This is a genomic window from Candidatus Symbiopectobacterium sp. NZEC135, from assembly GCF_025962695.1.
Genome location: NZ_JAGFPF010000045.1, coordinates 1 through 17,085, shown reverse-complemented (window position 1 = coordinate 17,085; position 17,085 = coordinate 1). Strand labels below are relative to the sequence as shown.

Here is a 17,085-nt window from a genome sequence, read left to right as displayed (position 1 = left end):
CAATCTGTATGCTTGAAAAATCGATTTTCTGAGGCTGTATCCTCATCGCGTTCACCTTCATCATAAACAGTATCTTGAGGAGAAGGAGAGCGCAATGAGCCAGTGGAGAAGCGGTTGTAAAACAGCAATAACGCGGAGTATTGATATCACCATCCGCACCCCGTTTCGGTGGTGGTGTAACTGGCTAAAACGCCGCACCACACTGCGCGAACTGCGTCGGCTCAATGACGCTCAGCTCAAAGACATTGGCCTCACCGCTCACGATGTCGACCGTTTTCGCTAAACAGAGGTTCCGACCGGACGAGTTAAGTGCGGTCGGGTTTACAACATCCATCCAGTATGGTTCTATGTCCCGGCGTTACTTTCTCAGCCATGCGCATGGCGTTAACTCAACCCGAATGACATCATCATGCGTAAGTTCGCCATTTGGTTACTCTTAACGACCCTATCCGCTCTCACCCTGAGCGTTTATACGCTGCAACAGCAGTATGAAGAACACAGCGCCGAGTTCCGTATTCTTTATCGCGATGTGGCACTCAAACTGTCTCAGCATGATGTCATCCTGACGCTGCTGTCCGCCGTCAGCGATCCTGAGAGGGTCAAAGCAGCGTTTCCCCAAATTCTTATCTTAAAAACACGCTCACCGGAATACAGTGCTACCGAGCCGCAACTGGCGGGCAACGGCACCTATTGGCTCAACGGTGAACATGTCTCGTTGTTGATCGACCTCAAGCAGGTCCTCAGCACGCTGCCGCAGAGTAATGCATTCCGTACCCTGAGTTTGTACTTGCATGACACCCCGCTGGTGGTGCTGGGCGATGCAACGACAACGCCTTACTGGCAGTGGCATAAAGCGCTGGTGGGCGATTCGCAGCCGTTTGAGCTTTCGGCAGGAAACGATCCCGACTGGCGTCATCTGCCCTGGTTCAGCATGCTGTTGTCTGCCCTGCTCTGGGCCATCGTCGTAGCGTTTGTCAGCCGCTATCTGATGTATAAACGTCAACGGATGCTGGCGGATTTACGTGCGCAGTTTTCCGAACTCACCCGGCTCAATACCATGGGGGAGATCACCGCCGGTATGGTACATGAACTGAATCAGCCACTTACTGCGATTCTGAGTTATAACCAAACCGCCCTGAGTTTGCTGAAACAAGAAAGGAGCGCGGAGATCGCCCCTCTGCTCGACGCCGCCGTCGTGCAAACCAAACGCATTAGCGCCCTGCTCACCGATTTACGCCAAAAAATGCACAACGACCAGGTTAGCTTACAACCGATCCACCTGAAGCCGGTCTGGTCACGGGTGTTGATGCTGCTGGAAAACGAGTTGCAGGCAGGGAAAGTGAAAATCATTAACAATATTCCCGACGATCTGCCGCCGTTTCTCGCCGCACCGCAGTGGGTTGAGCAAATTCTGCATAACCTGCTGCTCAATGCGATCCAGGCACAGCAAGATAGCGCCCCCAAATCGGCATGGGTTGAGATCGCCGCACACCCGACGGAAAAGGGTATTACACTGACCCTTACGGACGGTGGACCGGGATTATCTGAGCAGGCGCTACAACAGGTTTTTCTGCCCTTTTTCACCACCCGACAAGGGGGATTAGGGCTCGGGATGGCGCTGACCCAAACCTTGGTTCAGGGTCTCAACGGCGACATCAGCGCAGAAAATGTCGCTGGTGGCGGAGCCCAATTCACACTGTGGTTTCCTTTCAACGCCGAGGAGCAGGACCCATGACGCTGTGTGTTTATCTGATTGACGATGATGACGCTATCCGAGACTCACTCAGTGCATTGCTGGCTTCCGTCGGGTGGCAAACGCAGCCCTATGCCAGCGTTACTGATTTTGAGCAGAGACACAGCGACTGGCGCTCGCTGCACGGCTGTCTGCTGCTCGATATTCGTATGCCAGGCAAAACAGGGCTCACCCTGTTGGAGGAGTGGCAACAACGCGGCATGGATATCCCCGTCATCATCATGACCGGCCATGGCAATATCAATTTGTGCCGACGCGCCTTTAAAAGTGGTGCCTTCGAGTTTTTGACTAAGCCTATCGATGCGGATCTGCTGCTCGAAACGGTTTCTGGCGCAATGACACAGTTTCAAACGCAGACAGCCCAGCGCCAGCAAGCCACAGCGTTACGGGATAAGCTCAATACGCTTTCTGCGCGCGAGCATGAAGTGATGGCGCTGATGATGGAAGGGAAATCGAACAAAGAGATTGCCAAAGACCTGCAACTTTCCGCCCGCACCGTGGAAGCACACCGCGCCAACCTGTTCGCCAAACTGGAAATAAACTCGCTGGCGAAATTGATAAAACTGTATGGCGGGCAATCGCTTATCGATAAAACTCCGTAAAATTACGCAGTGGCTTGAGTAATCAAGCGAATGGTTCCTCCAACCGGCTCTGGTTACGCTCTCCTTGTCGAATACCTCCCAAGGACAACAGGAGCCTGAACATAATGAAACGTCTTCTTATCACCACCCTGCTTTTCAGCGGCATGACCACTTTTCCCAGCTTTGCTAATGGCGTATTAAGCGAGAAAAATCTTTCTTTGGCGCTGGCCGAACAGCTGGCGCAGCACGCCATCCAATCCTGCGTCGCCAAGAATGTGAACGTGGCGGTAACCATCGTCGATCGTGCTGGCGTAGTAAAACTGGCCAAACGCATGGACAACGCCGGTCCGCATACCCTCGAAGCCAGCCGGATGAAAGCTTTTACCTCGCTCACCACGAAAGCGCCCACGGAAAACGTGATGAAAAACGCTCAGGCCAATGCTGAAGCGCAAAATCTGCGTGATATTCCGGGCTTTTTACTGCTGGCGGGCGGTGTACCGGTGAAAGTGGGGGATCAAACCATTGGGGCGATTGGCATTGGTGGTGCGCCCTCGGGCAGTATCGACCAACAGTGTGCGCTGGATGCGATCGAGGCGGTTAAAGCGCAACTTAGCGCAAAATGATGGGAGAGACCGTAACGTACAGCACAATCACGTTACGGTCTTTATCGCGTTACGGTCTTTGTTCGCTCTTAATCCGTGGATTGCGGTTTCATACTCATACCGACCACGGCTGAGATCAGGCACCCTATCGCCAGATAACCCGCAACGCCGTACCAGGCGCCGGAGAAAAATGTCACCAGCAACACCGCGATAAACGGCGTAAAGCCACCGCCCACCACGCTCGCGACCTGATAACCCACGCCAGCACCGCTATAGCGGTAGGCGGTACCAAATAGTTCGGTAAACATCGGCTGCTGTACGCTGACGATCATATCATGCGCGACATTCGCCAGCAGAATGGCGAACAGCAGGATCAGTACCGTGTTATGGTTCTCTAGCGCGATAAAGAACGGCACGGCACTGGCCGCACCAATCAGCGCCCCTGTGACATAGATACGACGACGACCGAAGCTGTCCGCCAGCCAGGCAAAAGCGGGGATAGAGAAACAACTGATGGCCCCCACCATCAGGCCGATATTCAGGAACATATCGCGCGACAGGCCAAGATGTGCGGTTGAGTAGTTCAACGCAAAGGCCGTAACGATATACATCGTCAACAGCTCGCCAAGGCGCAGGGCGATGATCAGCAAAAATGCTTTTGGATGTTTGCGCAATGCTTCAAAAATAGGGAAAGAGCGAAGCTTATTCGCGCGATCTTGCAGCGTTTTGTTGGCTTCAAACTCCTGGGATTCATCCATGCCGTTACGCACCCACCAGGCAATGGCAACCAGTATCAGGCTGAACAGGAACGGCAGTCGCCAGCCCCAGGTCACAAACTCCTCGTTGGTCGTCCAATGACTGACGACAGAAATAGAACCGGTCGCCAGCAGCAGACCGACACCATAACCGACCTGTACACCGCTACTGTAAAAGGCTTTTTTCTTTTTCGGCGCGCTTTCTACCGCAAGCAGCGCTGCACCGCCCCACTCACCGCCGACGGCAAACCCTTGAATGGCGCGCAGAGTAACCAGCAACACCGGAGCCCACCAGCCAATAGACGCAAATGAAGGCAACAGGCCAATTAACGCAGTGGCAATACCCATCATCCACACGGTGATCATCAACATACGTTTACGACCCAGACGATCGCCAAAGTGACCAAACACCATGCCGCCCAGCGGGCGGAACAGGAAGCCAACACCAAAAGTCCCAAATGCCGCCAACGTACCCATGGTCGGGCTTATCTGGGGGAAAAATTCGGTGTTAAACACCAAAGCGGCAACTATTCCGTACAGTAGAAAGTCATACCAGTCGACAACGGCGCCGACAAAACTTCCCCATGCAGCACGACGAGCCCGGTTGTGTGTAGGGTTTTCAGGCAGAGATTGTGAGCTGTTGTGGTTTGCTGCGCTATCGCTCTGCGGCGACATTGGTGTGCTTGTGCTGTTCATGTTCGTCTCGTTATTTTAAATTTACACAACTGTACACTATTTATTACTCAGAAGAAATTCATATCATAGTTACAAAAGTACGATTAAGAAGTATGCGTGACGAAGGGGAGCAAGTCTGCTTTTTTTCTGTGCGCTCACAGACTGAGAGATAAAAAAAACCCCGGCCAACGGACCGGGGTTTAGACGTTTAAGCGTTATCGGTAGATAGCTTATTCGTCGTCGCTGCTACCAAAGCCTGCGTTCAGCAGTTCAGCCAGGTTTGCAGAAGCTTCATCAGCACTCACCGGAGCGACTGCTGGCACTTCGCCCACATGACGGCGACGCATGCGATCCTGGTGGTACGCATAACCGGTACCGGCCGGGATCAGACGACCCACGATGACGTTCTCTTTCAGACCGCGCAATTCGTCGCGTTTACCCGCAACGGCTGCTTCCGTCAACACGCGCGTCGTTTCCTGGAACGATGCCGCAGAGATGAAGGATTCGGTTGCCAGAGATGCCTTGGTGATACCCAGCAGGTCACGGTGGTACGTAGCTGCGATCTTGCCATCCGCTTCCAACTGACGGTTGGCGATCTTGATGCGCGACACTTCTGCCTGCTCGCCTTCCAGGAACTCGGAGCTACCTGCGCTGGCAATAGTCCCTTTACGCAGCATCTGACGAACGATAACTTCGATGTGTTTATCGTTAATCTTAACGCCTTGCAGACGGTAAACTTCCTGCACTTCGTTGGTGATGTAACGGGTTACCGCATGCACACCACGCAAACGCAGAATATCGTGCGCCGATTCAGGGCCGTCAGAAACCACATCGCCACGTTCTACGCGTTCACCTTCAAACACGTTGAGCTGACGCCATTTCGGAATCATCTCTTCGTAAGCATCGCTGCCATCCAGCGGAGAGATCACCAGACGACGTTTGCCTTTGGTCTCTTTACCGAAGGAAATGATACCGGTGATTTCAGCCAGGATAGCCGGTTCTTTCGGACGACGCGCTTCGAACAAGTCGGCAACGCGCGGCAGACCACCGGTGATGTCCTTGGTACCGCCGGATTCCTGCGGAATACGTGCCAGGGTGTCACCCGCACCGATCTGAGTGCCATCTTCCAACTGAACGATCGCTTTGCCCGGCAGGAAGTACTGTGCCGGCATGTCGGTGCCCGGGATCAATACATCGTTACCTTTGGCATCCACGATTTTCAGTGCCGGACGCAGATCTTTACCGCCACCGGTACGTTCTGCACTATCCAGAACCACGATGGAGGACAGACCGGTCAGTTCGTCAGTCTGACGAGTAATCGTCTGACCGTCGATCATGTCGGTGAAGCGAATGCTACCGCCCACTTCGGTGATAACTGGCATGGTATGCGGATCCCAGTTTGCGACGGTTTCACCGCCGGTCACTTCGTCACCGTTGCCTTTGCCCATTACCGCACCGTATGGCACTTTGTAGCTTTCTTTGGTACGACCGAATTCGTCGATCAGTTTCAGCTCGGTGTTACGCGAGGTGATAACCAGCTTGCCCGCCGCGTTCTTAACGAACTTGGCGTTGGACAGTTTCAGGCTACCTTTGTTTTTCACCTGAATGCTGGATTCAGCCGCCGCACGCGATGCCGCACCACCGATGTGGAACGTACGCATGGTCAGCTGAGTACCCGGCTCACCGATGGACTGTGCTGCGATAACCCCGATGGCCTCACCTTTGTTGATGATGTGACCACGTGCCAGGTCGCGACCGTAGCACTTGGCGCACACGCCGAAGTCGGTTTCACAACTTACCACAGAGCGAACTTTAACGGCGTCGACGGAATTTTCTTCCAGCAGGTCACACCATTGTTCGTCCAGCAGCGTGTTACGCGCTACCAGAATGTCAGCGGTGCCCGGCTTCAGAACGTCTTCAGCCGTTACACGACCCAGTACACGCTCACGCAGCGGCTCTTTAACGTCGCCACCTTCGATAACCGGGGTCATCATGATGCCTTCGTGCGTGCCGCAATCGTCCTCGGTCACCACCAGATCCTGTGCCACGTCAACCAAACGACGGGTCAGGTAACCGGAGTTCGCTGTCTTCAACGCGGTATCCGCCAAACCTTTACGCGCACCGTGCGTGGAGATGAAGTACTGGAGTACGTTCAGACCTTCACGGAAGTTCGCGGTGATCGGCGTTTCGATGATGGAGCCATCCGGCTTCGCCATCAGACCACGCATACCGGCCAACTGACGAATCTGTGCCGCAGAACCACGCGCACCGGAGTCAGCCATCATAAAGATGCTGTTAAAGGAAACCTGACGCTCTTCTTCACCATTACGGTTGATAACGGTTTCGGTCGAGAGGTTTTCCATCATCGCTTTGGCCACGCGCTCGTTAGCAGCGGCCCAAATGTCGATGACTTTGTTGTAACGTTCGCCGGCAGTTACCAGACCAGACTGGAACTGCTCCTGGATTTCAGCAACTTCGGCTTCCGCTTCGTTGATGATTTCCACTTTCTTCGCCGGAATGACCATATCGTCGATACCAACAGAAGAACCGGAACGCGCTGCATAGGCGAAACCGGTGTACATGATCTGGTCAGCGAAGATAACGGTCGGCTTCAGCCCCAGCACGCGGTAACAGGTATTGAGCATCTTGGAGATGGCTTTTTTACCCAGCGCCTGGTTAACGATAGAGTACGGCAGACCTTTCGGCACGATCATCCACAGAATGGAACGACCCACAGTGGTATCGATGATGCTGGTTTTAGCCACCCACTCACCCTGCGCATTCTTCTCATGCTCGGTGATACGCACTTTAACGCGCGCATGCAACGAAGCCAGACCCGCACGGTAGATACGTTCTGCTTCTTTCGGACCGGTCAGCACCATGCCTTCGCCTTTGGCGTTAACACAGTCACGGGTCATGTAGTACAGACCCAATACCACGTCCTGAGACGGAACGATGATAGGTTCGCCGTTCGCCGGAGACAGAATGTTGTTGGTGGACATCATCAGCGCACGCGCTTCTAACTGGGCTTCCAGCGTCAGCGGTACGTGAACAGCCATCTGGTCACCGTCGAAGTCGGCGTTATACGCCGCACACACCAGCGGGTGCAGCTGAATGGCTTTACCTTCGATCAGAACCGGTTCGAACGCTTGGATACCCAAACGGTGCAGAGTCGGCGCACGGTTCAGCAGTACTGGGTGTTCGCGGATAACTTCATCCAGGATATCCCAAACCACGGCTTCTTCACGCTCAACCATTTTCTTGGCGGCTTTGATAGTGGTAGCAAGACCACGCAGTTCCAGCTTGCCATAGATGAACGGTTTGAACAGTTCGAGTGCCATTTTCTTCGGCAGACCGCACTGGTGCAGACGCAGGTACGGACCTACGGTAATAACGGAACGACCGGAGTAGTCCACGCGCTTACCGAGCAGGTTCTGACGGAAACGACCCTGCTTACCTTTGATCATGTCGGCCAAAGATTTCAGCGGACGCTTGTTGGAACCGGTGATCGCACGACCGCGACGACCGTTGTCCAGCAGGGCATCTACCGCTTCTTGCAGCATACGTTTTTCGTTACGTACGATGATATCCGGCGCAGCCAGATCCAGCAGACGTTTCAAACGGTTGTTACGGTTGATCACGCGACGATACAGATCGTTCAGATCTGAGGTTGCGAAACGACCACCGTCCAGCGGAACCAGCGGACGCAGATCCGGCGGCAGCACAGGCAGCACGGTCAGGATCATCCACTCCGGCTTGTTGCCAGACTGAACGAACGCTTCCAGCAGCTTGATGCGCTTGGTCAGCTTCTTACGCTTGGTTTCGGAGTTGGTTTCGTTCAACTCTTCACGCAGCTGTTCGCATTCCTGTTCCAGATCCATGTTTTTCAACAGGGCCTGGATCGCTTCGGCACCCATCTTGGCGTCGAATTCGTCACCGAACTCTTCCAACGCGTCCAGATACTGCTCTTCAGTCAGGATCTGACGTTTTTCCAGGTTGGTCATGCCGCCTTCAATCACCACATAGGATTCGAAGTACAGCACGCGTTCGATGTCGCGCAGTGGCATATCCAGCAGCAAGCCGATACGGGACGGCAGCGACTTCAGGAACCAGATGTGCGCCGTCGGAGACGCCAGCTCGATGTGGCCCATGCGCTCACGGCGCACTTTGGTTTGGGTCACTTCAACGCCGCATTTCTCACAGATAACGCCACGGTGTTTCAAGCGCTTGTACTTACCGCACAGGCACTCATAGTCTTTCACTGGCCCGAAGATACGGGCGCAGAACAGACCGTCACGTTCAGGTTTGAACGTACGGTAGTTAATGGTTTCCGGCTTTTTAACTTCACCGAAAGACCAGGAACGAATCATGTCTGGCGATGCCAGCGCAATTTTGATCGCATCAAACTCTTCGGTCTTGGTTTGCGCTTTCAGAAACTTTAATAAGTCTTTCACGGATTGGCTCCCGTCGGAGTTAGACCTGTTGGATGCCTGAGCCGAAGCTCAGGCACTCCTTTACACGAGCAAAGCGTACCAGCGAGCAGGATTAACCTTCTTCCAGCTCGATGTTGATACCCAGCGAGCGGATTTCTTTCAACAGTACGTTGAAGGATTCCGGCATGCCCGGTTCCATACGATGGTCGCCATCCACGATGTTTTTATACATCTTGGTACGGCCGTTGACGTCATCGGATTTCACCGTCAGCATTTCCTGCAGGGTATAAGCTGCGCCATACGCTTCCAGCGCCCACACTTCCATCTCACCGAAGCGTTGACCACCGAACTGGGCTTTACCACCCAACGGCTGCTGGGTTACCAGGCTGTAAGAACCGGTAGAACGCGCGTGCATCTTGTCGTCAACCAAGTGGTTCAGTTTCAGCATATACATGTAACCGACGGTTACTGAACGCTCAAACTGTTCACCGGTACGACCATCAAACAGCGTGATCTGCCCGGAGGTCGGCAGACCACCCAGTGTCAGCAGTTCTTTGATCTCAGACTCTTTGGCACCGTCGAACACTGGCGTCGCCAGCGGCATCCCTTTCTTCAGGTTGTCCGCCAGACGCAACACTTCATCATCAGTGAAGGTGTTCAGGTCGACTTTTTGACGCACGTCGTTGCCTAGATCGTAGGCTTTCTGGATGAATTCGCGCAGTTTAGCCACTTCTTCCTGACGCTTCAGCATGGCGTTGATCTTCTCGCCGATACCTTTAGCCGCCATACCCAGGTGGGTTTCCAGAATCTGACCGATGTTCATACGCGATGGAACGCCCAGCGGGTTCAATACGATATCGACCGGCGTACCGTTCTCATCGTAAGGCATATCCTCGATCGGGTTGATCTTGGAGATAACACCCTTGTTACCGTGGCGGCCTGCCATCTTGTCACCCGGTTGAATCTGACGTTTAACGGCCAGATACACCTTGACGATCTTCAGGACGCCCGGCGCCAGATCGTCGCCTTGCGTGATCTTACGGCGTTTCGCTTCGAGTTTTTTCTCGAATTCGTGTTTCAGCTCATCGTACTGCTCAGCCAGCTGTTCCAACTGATTCTGTTTCTCTTCATCAGTCAGACCCAGTTCCAACCAACGCTCACGCGGCAGCTTGTCCAGCTTGTCCGCTTCCACGCCGCCGGAGACCAGCACCGCGTGAATACGAGCAAACAAACCGGCTTCGAGGATCTGCAATTCTTCGGTCAGGTCTTTTTTGGCCTGCTTCAGTTGCATCTCTTCGATTTCCAGCGCACGTTTGTCTTTTTCCACGCCATCGCGGGTGAAGACCTGAACGTCGATAACCGTACCGGATACGCCATTCGGCACACGCAGGGAAGAGTCTTTAACGTCAGACGCTTTCTCACCGAAGATCGCGCGCAGCAGTTTCTCTTCCGGCGTCAGTTGGGTTTCGCCTTTCGGCGTCACTTTACCGACCAGAATGTCGCCGCCCGTTACTTCAGCACCGATATACACGATACCGGACTCATCCAGTTTGGAGAGTGCTGCTTCACCCACGTTCGGGATGTCGGCAGTGATCTCTTCTGGCCCCAGCTTGGTGTCGCGGGACACACACGCCAGTTCCTGAATGTGGATAGAGGTGAAACGGTCTTCCTGCACCACACGCTCGGACACGAGGATGGAGTCTTCGAAGTTGTAACCGTTCCAAGGCATGAACGCGACGCGCATGTTCTGACCCAGCGCCAGCTCACCCAGATCGGTAGACGGGCCGTCAGCCAGCACATCACCACGTTCAACCGGCTCACCCAGAGACACACACGGCATCTGGTTGATACAGGTGTTCTGGTTGGAACGGGTGTATTTGGTCAGGTTGTAGATGTCGATGCCCGCTTCGCCCGGATACATCTCGTCTTCGTTAACTTTGATAACGATACGGGAGGCGTCGACGTACTGTACGGTACCGCCGCGTTTGGCAACGGCAGTTACACCGGAGTCAACGGCCACAGCGCGTTCCATACCGGTACCTACCAGCGGCTTGTCAGCGCGCAGGGTCGGTACAGCCTGACGTTGCATGTTCGCACCCATCAGGGCGCGGTTGGCGTCATCGTGTTCCAGGAACGGGATCAGGGATGCACCGACGGAAACCACCTGCTGGGTGGAAACGTCCATGTAGTCAACCTGATCGCGGCTGAACAAGCTGGATTCGCCTTTGCTACGGCAGGTCACCAGATCGTCAACGAAATGCCCTTCTTCGTCGAGGTTGGTGTTTGCCTGTGCAATAACGTAGTTGCCTTCTTCAATCGCGGACAGGTAATGGATTTCATCCGTTACCACACCGTCACGCACCAGACGATACGGGGTTTCAAGGAAACCGTATTCGTTAGTCTGCGCGTACACGGACAGCGAGTTGATAAGACCAATGTTCGGACCTTCCGGCGTTTCGATAGGACATACACGACCGTAGTGAGTCGGGTGTACGTCACGCACTTCAAAGCCAGCACGTTCACGGGTCAGACCGCCAGGGCCCAACGCGGAGATACGGCGTTTGTGCGTAATTTCGGACAGCGGGTTGTTCTGGTCCATAAACTGGGACAGCTGGCTGGAACCGAAGAACTCTTTCACCGCCGCCGAAATCGGCTTGGCGTTGATCATGTCCTGCGGCATCAGGGTATCCAGATCGCCCAGGGACAGACGCTCTTTCACCGCACGCTCTACGCGCACCAGGCCAACGCGGAATTGGTTTTCCGCCATTTCGCCCACGGAACGGATACGACGGTTGCCCAAGTGGTCGATATCATCGACTTCGCCAGAACCGTTACGGATATCGATGAGCTTCTTCATCACCTGAATGATGTCGTCTTTGCTCAGGATACCGGAACCTTCAATCTCATCGCGCAGCAGGGAGCGGTTAAACTTCATGCGGCCCACAGCGGACAGATCGTAACGATCTTCAGAGAAGAACAGGTTCTCGAACAGCGTTTCTGCCGCTTCACGTGTCGGCGGCTCGCCCGGTCGCATCATACGGTAGATTTCAACCAGCGCGCTCAGGCGATCGTTGGTCGGGTCTACACGCAGCGTTTCGGAGATGTACGGGCCGTGATCCAGATCGTTGGTGAACAGCGTCTCGATGCGCTTATGACCTGCCTGGCTCAGTTTAGCCAGCAGATCCAGCGACAGCTCCATGTTCGCCACACCGATCAGTTCGCCGGTGCCTGCGTCTACGTAATCTTTCGCCAGCACTTTCCCGGCGATGTATTCAACCGGTACTTCAATGCGCTCTACGCTGTCTTTTTCCAACTGACGAATATGGCGCGCGGTAATACGGCGGCCTTTTTCAACGTACACTTTGCCATTGGCTTCGATGTCGAACGACGCAGTTTCACCGCGCAGGCGTTCAGGCACCAGATCCATTTGCAGCTTGTTGCCGTTGATCTCGTAGACAATCTTATCGAAGAACAGGTCCAGAATTTGTTCGGCCGAGAAATTCAGTGCACGCAAAATGATGGTCGCCGGCAGTTTACGGCGGCGGTCGATACGCACAAACAGGTTATCTTTCGGGTCGAACTCGAAATCCAGCCAAGAACCACGGTAAGGAATGATACGTGCGTTATACAGCACTTTACCGGAGGAGTGGGTTTTACCCTTGTCGCTGTCAAAGAACACGCCCGGGCTACGGTGCAACTGAGAAACGATAACGCGCTCAGTACCGTTGATAACAAAGGTCCCGTTCTCGGTCATGAGCGGAATTTCGCCCATGTACACTTCTTGTTCTTTAATGTCTTTTACGGTGCCTTCCGGCGCTTCGCGCTCGTAGATCACCAGACGCAGCTTGACACGCAGCGGTGCTGAGAAGGTCACCCCGCGAATCTGACACTCTTTGACGTCAAATACGGGCTCACCCAAACGGTAGCTTACGTATTGCAGCTCAGAGCTACCGCTGTAGCTTGAAATAGGGAATACGGAACGGAATGCGGCTTCCAGACCATACTGGCCTTCCGGATCTTGCTCGATGAACTTCTGAAACGAGTCAAGCTGGATAGAAAGGAGATAAGGTATGTCCAACACTTGCGGACGTTTACCAAAATCCTTACGAATGCGTTTTTTCTCGGTATAGGAGTAAACCATGGGGTTCCTCAGCTCGCTGAAAAGTAAGAACCACTTGCTCGTCCTGACAGGACGGTTCATTGCTACACGATTTTGTTGATCGAAAGGCAATCCGCCCTTCGTTAATACGTCTTTCTATCACTCTTAAATCATTTCATCGCTTTTGCACAGGCAGGGAACCCAGGCTGGAAAGCAGTATATTAAGGCGTCGATAGAAAAAAATATTGGGATAATCCGTGGCCAAACGGTGCGAAATACCACAGATGCCCTACAGCGCAAAAAGGCTGGTGACCAAAAAGTCACCAGCCATCAGCCTGAAAACTCAGGCTGCAACCGGAAGGGTTGGCTTATTTAACTTCAACTTCAGCGCCAGCTTCTTCCAGAGATTTTTTCAGAGCTTCAGCGTCATCTTTGCTCACGCCTTCTTTCAGCGCAGCAGGTGCAGACTCAACCAGGTCTTTCGCTTCTTTCAGACCCAGGCCAGTTGCGCCACGAACAGCTTTGATTACGGCAACTTTGTTAGCGCCGATAGCTTTCAGGATAACGTCGAATTCAGTTTTCTCTTCAGCAGCTTCAACCGGGCCAGCAGCAACAGCTACAGCAGCGGCAGCAGAAACACCGAATTTTTCTTCCATAGCAGAGATCAGCTCAACAACGTCCATTACGGACATAGCGGCAACTGCTTCGATAATTTGATCTTTAGTGATAGACATGACAATTGTTCCTAACAATCAGAAATAGTTTATACGTAAGCAAATGCGAACACAGAAAAAGGGCGATTACGCCGCTTCTTTCTGATCGCGAACAGCTGCCAGAGTGCGGACCAGTTTGCCTGCAGAGGCTTCTTTCATGGTCGCCATCAGGCGTGCAATTGCTTCTTCGTAAGTCGGCAGCGTTGCCAGACGGTCAATTTGAGCCGCCGGAATCAACTCACCTTCAAAGGCTGCAGCTTTAACCTCAAATTTTGCATTCGCTTTCGCGAATTCTTTGAACAGACGAGCAGCAGCGCCCGGGTGTTCCATAGAATATGCAATCAAGGTCGGACCAACAAACGTGTCTTTCAGGCATTCGAACTGAGTGCCTTCAACGACGCGACGCAGCAGGGTGTTGCGAACAACACGCATGTATACGCCAGCTTCACGACCTGCTTTACGCAGTTCAGTCATTTTATCTACGGTTACGCCACGAGAATCCGCAACAACCGCAGACAGCGCGCCTTTGGCCACTTCGCTGACTTCAGCAACAATCGCTTGTTTGTCTTGAAGATTTAATGCCATTAGCTTGTGCTCCTGGATATAGCCGGAATACATTTCCGGAACTCACTTCACCTGCAACCACATGGAAAACAGGCGTCAAAACACGGTGAGCAGAATCCAGTAAAAGAAAATTTTCTTTAGGCTCTGTCACCGTCTACGCAGGAAAATTAAGCCTCACTTTCTTCAGGTAAACCTGAAAACGTTGAAGCACCTGCGGTCTTGGACGGAGGCCTGGATCAGGCCAGGCTCCAACCGAAAAAATCTGTTTGTCCGTTAAAGGACAATGGGCGAAAGATTATACGTATAAATTTCGCCCAGGTAAAGCTATCAGTTTGCGACCGCGTTCAGGCCACTCTGATCAACGGCAACGCCAGCACCCATGGTGGTGGAGAGGCTAACTTTCTTGATGTACACGCCTTTCGCCTGAGCAGGTTTGGCTTTTTTCAGCGCAACCAGCAGAGACTCCAGGTTTTCTTTCAGTTTGTCAGCGTCGAAATCAACCTTACCGATGGTGGTGTGGATGATGCCGTTTTTGTCGTTACGATAACGAACCTGACCGGCTTTCGCGTTTTTAACCGCTTCAGCAACGTTCGGCGTTACAGTACCGACTTTCGGGTTTGGCATCAGGCCGCGCGGACCCAGAACCTGACCCAACTGGCCAACAACGCGCATTGCATCCGGAGAAGCAATAACCACGTCAAAGTTCATTTCGCCTTTTTTGATCTGGTCAGCCAGATCTTCCATACCTACCAGCTCTGCGCCAGCTGCTTTAGCAGCTTCAGCGTTTGCGCCTTGGGTAAATACGGCAACGCGAACGGAACGGCCAGTACCGTGCGGCAGTACAGTCGCGCCACGAACGTTCTGATCAGATTTACGTGCGTCGATGCCCAGATTTACGGCAACGTCAACGCTTTCAACAAACTTAGCAGTGGCCAGCTCTTTGAGCAGGGCAACAGCTTCGTTGATGTCATATTGTTTAGTAACATCAACTTTCTCACGGATCACGCGCATGCGCTTGGTCAGCTTAGCCATTTCTTAGTCCTCCACTACCAGGCCCATGGAACGAGCAGTACCCGCGATGGAGCGCGCCATGGCGTCCACGTCGGCACCCGTCATATCCGCCGCTTTGGTCTGGGCAATTTCCAGAACCTGAGCGTGGGTCACTTTACCTACTTTGTCTTTGTTCGGCTTGCCAGAACCAGACTTGATACCCGCCGCTTTCTTCAGCAGAACAGCTGCCGGAGGCGTTTTGGTAACGAAGGTGAAAGAACGGTCGGAGTAAACGGTGATAACGACCGGAGTCGGCAGACCTTTTTCCAGGCTTTCTGTTTTAGCATTGAATGCCTTACAGAATTCCATGATGTTCACACCTTGCTGACCCAGAGCAGGACCAACCGGCGGGCTCGGGTTAGCCATACCAGCTGCAACTTGCAGCTTGACGTAGGCTTGTACTTTCTTGGCCATTTAACTTTCCTCTAATGGGTAATAGCGCCTTAAAAAGGCTCCCCGTGATTTTTGATTTCTTCAGATGCCATAGCACCTAAAAACAAAAGGCGCGAAATAATAGATTAATTTCGCGCCAGATACAAGAATTTTTTTACGAACGACTGGCTGTATCAGCCCTTTTCCACCTGACCGAAATCCAGCTCAACGGGCGTAGCACGTCCGAAGATGGAGACCGATACTTTCAGGCGGCTTTTCTCGTAATCCACTTCTTCCACCACACCGTTGAAATCGGCAAACGGGCCGTCGTTGACGCGCACCATTTCGCCCGGTTCGAACAGCGTTTTCGGACGCGGCTTATCACCCACCTGTTGCAGGCGGTTCATGATAGCGTCAACTTCTTTGTCGCTGATTGGCGCAGGACGATCGGACGTACCGCCGATAAAGCCCATCACACGCGGAACGCTACGCACCAAGTGCCAGCTGGCGTCTTCCATTACCATCTGTACCAACACGTAGCCGGGGAAGAATTTGCGTTCGCTTTTGCGGCGTTGGCCGCCACGAATCTCAACCACTTCCTCGGTCGGCACCATGACGTCGCCAAACAGCTCTTCCATGTTGTGCAATTTGATGTGCTCGCGCAGCGATTGTGCAACGCGGCCTTCAAAGCCGGAAAACGCCTGAACGACGTACCAACGTTTTTTTGGAGCTTCAGACATCTTAGAACCTCAGGCCTGTGATAAATGATATCAAACGGACCAGAATACCATCCAGCCCCCACAGAATCAGTGACATCACGGCAGTTACCGCGGCAACGATCAACGTGGTATGCAGCGTTTCCTGGCGGGTTGGCCAAATCACTTTACGAACTTCAGTGCGCGCCTCGCGGGCAAAGGTCACCGTTGCTTTGCCTTTGGCGGTTAACAGTGCAACACCGCCTGCGGCAGCAATCAGGATAACAACGGCCAATGCACGAAGCGGCAGACTGTACCCGCGGTAGTAATAATTACCCACTATGGCAACAACGAGTAAAACTGCCACAACCAGCCACTTGATCACTTCCAGGCCACGCCCACTACCCTGGGTCTCGGTATTTGCACTCATAAACCAACCTGTCACTCATGAATCAGACAAATAACTTTGCCCCGCAACGCAGGGCAAACCAAACCGACATGATGTTTCGCTCGCAGCGAAACTCGGCATTTACGCTGTAATCTACAGAGCCTATCTCACCACAGATTAGCAGGATTATACGCCACAATCCGTGATGAGATAGGTTCTACTGAGGGCAGCGTAGAAAAAGGGCATCAAATGATGCCCTTTTACTGCATGTTGAGTCAAATTTATCGGCGATTACGCGATAACTTTAGCAACAACACCTGCACCAACGGTACGGCCGCCTTCACGGATAGCGAAACGCAAGCCGTCGTCCATCGCGATCGGGTGGATCAGGGTAACAACCATTTT

The 17,085-nt window shown here is 53.2% G+C and carries 14 protein-coding genes; 4 read left to right on the top strand and 10 right to left on the bottom strand.

Going from position 1 to position 17,085, the window contains the following annotated elements:
* The first annotated feature begins 94 nt into the window (after positions 1-94).
* From J5224_RS18040 to J5224_RS18025, 4 genes are all read left to right on the top strand, one after another.
* Positions 95-283: a DUF1127 domain-containing protein gene (locus J5224_RS18040; RefSeq protein ID WP_264626667.1), complete on the top strand. Its 189-nt coding sequence runs from the start codon at positions 95-97 to the stop codon at positions 281-283.
* A 126-nt stretch (positions 284-409) separates the two neighbouring features.
* Positions 410-1,735: a sensor histidine kinase gene (locus J5224_RS18035; protein ID WP_264626666.1), complete on the top strand. Its 1,326-nt coding sequence runs from the start codon at positions 410-412 to the stop codon at positions 1,733-1,735.
* Positions 1,732-2,355: a response regulator transcription factor gene (locus tag J5224_RS18030; RefSeq protein WP_264626665.1), complete on the top strand. Its 624-nt coding sequence runs from the start codon at positions 1,732-1,734 to the stop codon at positions 2,353-2,355. Before J5224_RS18035 ends, J5224_RS18030 begins: the two co-directional genes overlap by 4 nt.
* 104 nt (positions 2,356-2,459) lie before the next feature.
* Positions 2,460-2,957 (top strand): GlcG/HbpS family heme-binding protein, encoded by a 498-nt coding sequence (locus tag J5224_RS18025; protein ID WP_264626664.1) that lies wholly within the window; start codon positions 2,460-2,462, stop codon positions 2,955-2,957.
* 68 nt (positions 2,958-3,025) lie between these two features.
* Here the strand turns inward: J5224_RS18025 and shiA are convergent, their stop codons facing one another.
* From shiA to J5224_RS17975, 10 genes are all read right to left on the bottom strand, one after another.
* Complete coding sequence (gene shiA, locus J5224_RS18020; protein WP_413544696.1) at positions 3,026-4,366, bottom strand: shikimate transporter; 1,341 nt, start codon at positions 4,364-4,366, stop codon at positions 3,026-3,028.
* Positions 4,367-4,596: 230 nt separating this feature from the next.
* On the bottom strand, positions 4,597-8,820 hold the full coding sequence (rpoC, locus tag J5224_RS18015) for a DNA-directed RNA polymerase subunit beta' (protein ID WP_264626662.1): 4,224 nt from the start codon (positions 8,818-8,820) through the stop codon (positions 4,597-4,599).
* Between the two features lie 91 nt (positions 8,821-8,911).
* A complete protein-coding gene (gene rpoB, locus J5224_RS18010) occupies positions 8,912-12,940 on the bottom strand; it encodes a DNA-directed RNA polymerase subunit beta (RefSeq protein ID WP_264626661.1) in 4,029 nt (1,342 codons plus the stop codon).
* A 326-nt stretch (positions 12,941-13,266) separates the two neighbouring features.
* Positions 13,267-13,632, bottom strand: coding sequence for a 50S ribosomal protein L7/L12 (rplL, locus tag J5224_RS18005; RefSeq protein WP_264626660.1), 366 nt, complete (start codon positions 13,630-13,632; stop codon positions 13,267-13,269).
* Between the two features lie 66 nt (positions 13,633-13,698).
* Positions 13,699-14,196, bottom strand: a complete 498-nt coding sequence (rplJ, locus tag J5224_RS18000; RefSeq protein ID WP_012882962.1) for a 50S ribosomal protein L10 — start codon at positions 14,194-14,196, stop codon at positions 13,699-13,701.
* 306 nt (positions 14,197-14,502) lie between these two features.
* Positions 14,503-15,207, bottom strand: a complete 705-nt coding sequence (gene rplA, locus J5224_RS17995) for a 50S ribosomal protein L1 (protein ID WP_222158933.1) — start codon at positions 15,205-15,207, stop codon at positions 14,503-14,505.
* 3 nt (positions 15,208-15,210) lie between these two features.
* Positions 15,211-15,639 carry a 50S ribosomal protein L11 gene (gene rplK, locus J5224_RS17990; RefSeq protein WP_264626659.1) on the bottom strand — a complete coding sequence of 143 codons (429 nt, stop codon included), beginning with the start codon at positions 15,637-15,639 and terminating at the stop codon, positions 15,211-15,213.
* Between the two features lie 152 nt (positions 15,640-15,791).
* Entirely contained in the window at positions 15,792-16,337 is a 546-nt protein-coding gene (gene nusG, locus J5224_RS17985) for a transcription termination/antitermination protein NusG (protein WP_222158935.1), read from the bottom strand.
* Between the two features lies 1 nt (position 16,338).
* The gene (gene secE, locus J5224_RS17980) at positions 16,339-16,722 is read right to left on the bottom strand and encodes a preprotein translocase subunit SecE (RefSeq protein WP_264626658.1); all 384 of its coding nucleotides are present in this window, start codon (positions 16,720-16,722) and stop codon (positions 16,339-16,341) included.
* A 249-nt stretch (positions 16,723-16,971) separates the two neighbouring features.
* The coding region (locus J5224_RS17975) for a hypothetical protein (RefSeq protein WP_195826088.1) at positions 16,972-17,085 on the bottom strand (114 nt) is incomplete at its 5' end.